Raw genomic sequence first — 3,499 nt, 5'->3', positions numbered from 1 at the left:
GCGTGATGGCGCAATCGGTGGCGCTGGGGCTGGTGCAGATCGCCACCAGCGTCAGCGTCAATGCATTGATCGTGCTGGCCGCCGGCAGCATCGCCGCGTTCCTGGCGCGTCGTCCGCGCTGGCAGGCAGTGCAGCGCGGGCTGATGGGCACGGTGCTGGGCGCGCTGGCGGTGCGGATGCTGGTGGACGCACGGCGGTAACGAAGAACGGCGCCTTGCGGCGCCGTCTTTTTTTGATGCGATACCGACCAGCGGTCGATATCTACCGGGTCAGGCCACCACCACCGGGATCTTGCCGATGCGGGCCTGCCATTCGCGCGGGCCGGTGATGTGCACCGATTCGCCGGTGGAATCCACCGCCACGGTCACCGGCATGTCCTGCACGGTGAACTCGTAGATGGCTTCCATGCCCAGGTCGGCAAAGCCGACCACCTTGGCGGCCTTGATCGCCTTGGACACCAGGTAGGCCGAACCACCGACCGCCATCAGGTAGGCCGATTTGTTGTCCCGGATCGCCTCGATCGCCGCCGGGCCACGCTCGGCCTTGCCGACCATGCCCAGCAGGCCGGTCTGCTCCAATACCTGGCGGGTGAACTTGTCCATGCGGGTGGCGGTGGTCGGACCGGCCGGACCCACTACTTCATCGCGCACCGGATCGACCGGGCCGACGTAGTAGATGAAACGGCCCTTGAGGTCGACCGGCAGCGGCTCGCCCTTATTGAGCATGTCCACCATGCGCTTGTGCGCKGCGTCRCGGCCGGTCAGCAKCTTGCCGTTGAGCAGCAGGGTCTGGCCGGGYTTCCAGCTGGCGACGTCTTCCGGGGTGATGGTGTCCAGATCGACGCGGGTGCCCTTGGAGGCGTCGTAGGTGATCTGCGGCCAGTCTTCCAGCGACGGCGGATCGAGCATCACCGGGCCRCTGCCGTCCAGGGTGAAGTGCGCATGGCGGGTGGCCGCGCAGTTGGGGATCATCGCCACCGGCAGGTTGGCCGCGTGGGTCGGGAAGTCCTTCACCTTGATGTCCAGCACGGTGGTCAAGCCGCCCAGGCCCTGCGCACCGATGCCCAGCGCGTTGACCTTGTCGAACAGCTCCAGGCGCAGTTCTTCGGCACGATTGGACGCGCCTCGGGCCTTCAGCTCGTTGATGTCGATCGGCTCCATCAGCGATTCCTTGGCCAGCAGCATCGCCTTTTCAGCGGTGCCGCCGATGCCGATGCCGAGCATGCCCGGCGGGCACCAGCCGGCGCCCATGGTCGGCACGGTCTTGAGCACCCAGTCCACGATCGAGTCGGACGGATTGAGCATGGCGAACTTGCTCTTGGCTTCCGACCCACCGCCCTTGGCGGCGACGATCACCTCCACGGTGTCGCCCGGCACGACCTTGACGTTGACCACGCCCGGGGTGTTGTCCTTGGTGTTGATGCGCTTGCCGGCCGGATCGGCCAGCACCGAGGCGCGCAGCTTGTTGTCCGGGTAGTTGTAGGCGCGGCGCACGCCCTCGTTGGCCATGTCTTCCACGCCCATCGTGGCATCGTCCCAACGCACGTTCATGCCGATTTCCAGGAACACGGTGACGATGCCGGTGTCCTGGCAGATCGGCCGGTGGCCTTCGGCGCACATGCGGGAATTGATCAGGATCTGGGCCATCGCTTCCTTCGCGGCCGGCGATTCCTCGCGCTCGTAGGCGGCGCCCAGGCTCTTGATGTAATCGACCGGGTGGTAGTACGAGATGTACTGCAGCGCGTCGGCGATGGACTGGATGAGGTCTTCCTGCTTGATCGATGTCACGACTTGCTCGCTTGCTGGAGGCTGGCGGGGGTTGAACCGCCGATTTTAACAACTACGGCCCGGCCGCGTTGAGAATCGCTCGCGGCCACGGCATCTGGTGCACAGTGGTCGCCCAGCCCCCTGTCACAGCGGCCCGCCCTGCGGCGTCCTCCCGGCATGACCCCGACCGATATCTTCCAGACCCACCGCCCCCGCCTGTTCGCCCTGGCCTACCGCCTGCTGGGCAGCCGCAGCGACGCCGAGGACATCGTCCAGGACGCCTGGCTGCGCTGGCAGGGCGCCGACACCGCCGCGGTCCGCGACCCGGAGGGCTGGCTGGTCACCGCCACCACGCGGCTGGGGCTGGACCGGCTGCGCGCCGTACGCAATGCCCGGATTCAGTACGTGGGGCCGTGGCTCCCCGAACCGCTGGAAATCGCGCTCGATCCCGATCCGCTGCACGACCCGGCGCAGCGGCACGCGCGGGCCGACGAGGTCTCGGTGGCCTTCCTTGCCCTGCTGGAGCAGCTGAAACCGGACGAGCGCGCCGCGTTCCTGCTCAAGGACGTGTTCGACTACGACTACCCCGAGATCGCCCCGCTGCTGGACCACAGCCCGGCCAATTGCCGCCAGCTGGTGCATCGCGCGCGCCAGCGGCTGCAGGCCGGCAAGCCACGCTTCGATGCCTCGCCCGCGCAGCACCGCGATCTGCTGACCCGCTTCATGGATGCCTCCCAGCGTGGCGACCAGGCCGCGATCCTGTCGCTGCTGCACGCCAATGCGGCGATGGTGTCCGACGGTGGTGGTCGGGTCACCGCGGCGATCCGACCACTGCTCGGCGCCGAGCGCATCGCGCAGCTCTACTGGGCCATCGCCCGGCGCAACGGCGCGCATCCGGCACGGATCGGCTACGTCAACGGCGAGCCGGCCATCCTGCGTTTCCAGGGTGCGCAGCTGCACTCGATCACCCTGGTCAGCATCGATGGCGAGCGCATTGCGCAGGTGCTGAGCGTGCTCAATCCGGAAAAACTGACCGCGCTTGTCACAGCCGGCGATGTGGGCGCGTCCTCCTGATGAAGACGGCCGATGTGGCCGTCATGGAGTCGCCCGATGTCCACTTCGCCCCGCGTTCCGTATTTCCGTCTGGCCAACGAGGCCATCAAAGGCCTGCTGGCCACCAGCAAGGCCGTGCATGACAGCTCGATCGATCCGACGCTGATGGAGCTTGTGTTCCTACGCGTCTCGCAGATCAACGGCTGTGGTTACTGCATGGATATGCATGGCACGGCATTGCGCAAGGGCGAGATCGAGCCGCGCAAGCTCGATACGCTGCCGGCGTGGCACGAAAGCCGTTTCTTCGATGCGCGCGAACGCGCCGCGCTGGGCTGGGCCGAGGCGCTGACGCGGCTGCCCGACRGCGCGCCCTCGGACGCTGCGTTCGATGCGCTGGCGCCGCACTTCGATGAAAAAGGCATCAGCGACCTGAGCGTGGGCGTGGCCGTGATCAATGCCTGGAACCGGCTGGGCGCCGGGCTGCTGCCGCCGCTGCCGTAACCCGGTAGTGCCGGCCGCTGGCCGGCTCTCCGTACACCCATCCCGCCCGGTAGCGCCGGCCGCTGGCCGGCTCTCCGTACACCCACCCGCCCGGTAGTGCCGGCCGCTGGCCGGCTCTCCGTACACCCACCCCGCCCGGTAGTGCCGGCCGCTGGCCGGCTCCACGAACATCCAACCAC

At 67.8% G+C, this 3,499-nt stretch carries 3 protein-coding genes and 1 pseudogene; 3 read left to right on the top strand and 1 reads right to left on the bottom strand.

Annotated elements, in window-relative coordinates; translation table 11 throughout:
- Positions 1–200: pseudogene (locus ACXJKH_RS16980) on the top strand (LysE family translocator); the annotation flags it as partial.
- 69 nt (positions 201–269) lie between these two features.
- Here the strand turns inward: ACXJKH_RS16980 and ACXJKH_RS16975 are convergent.
- Positions 270–1,787, bottom strand: a complete 1,518-nt coding sequence (locus tag ACXJKH_RS16975) for a fumarate hydratase (RefSeq protein WP_457321079.1) — start codon at positions 1,785–1,787, stop codon at positions 270–272.
- A gap of 156 nt (positions 1,788–1,943) precedes the next feature.
- On the opposite strand from ACXJKH_RS16975, the gene ACXJKH_RS16970 reads away from it, so the two are divergent.
- Both ACXJKH_RS16970 and ACXJKH_RS16965 read left to right on the top strand, forming a co-directional pair.
- The gene (locus ACXJKH_RS16970) at positions 1,944–2,840 is read left to right on the top strand and encodes an RNA polymerase sigma-70 factor (protein WP_457321077.1); all 897 of its coding nucleotides are present in this window, start codon (positions 1,944–1,946) and stop codon (positions 2,838–2,840) included.
- Between the two features lie 36 nt (positions 2,841–2,876).
- Positions 2,877–3,320, top strand: a complete 444-nt coding sequence (locus ACXJKH_RS16965) for a carboxymuconolactone decarboxylase family protein (protein WP_457321075.1) — start codon at positions 2,877–2,879, stop codon at positions 3,318–3,320.
- Positions 3,321–3,499: the final 179 nt, after the last annotated feature.

The sequence above is a fragment of the Stenotrophomonas sp. P5_B8 genome (assembly GCF_054049855.1).
The sequence above is the reverse complement of the archived record's forward strand: the minus strand, read 5'-3'. Positions and strand labels throughout refer to the sequence as shown.

Bases quoted from the DNA above. Each gene is read 5' to 3' on its own strand.
- ACXJKH_RS16970 (WP_457321077.1), top strand. From the start codon at position 1,944: ATGACCCCGACCGATATCTTCCAGACCCACCGCCCCCGCCTGTTCGCC.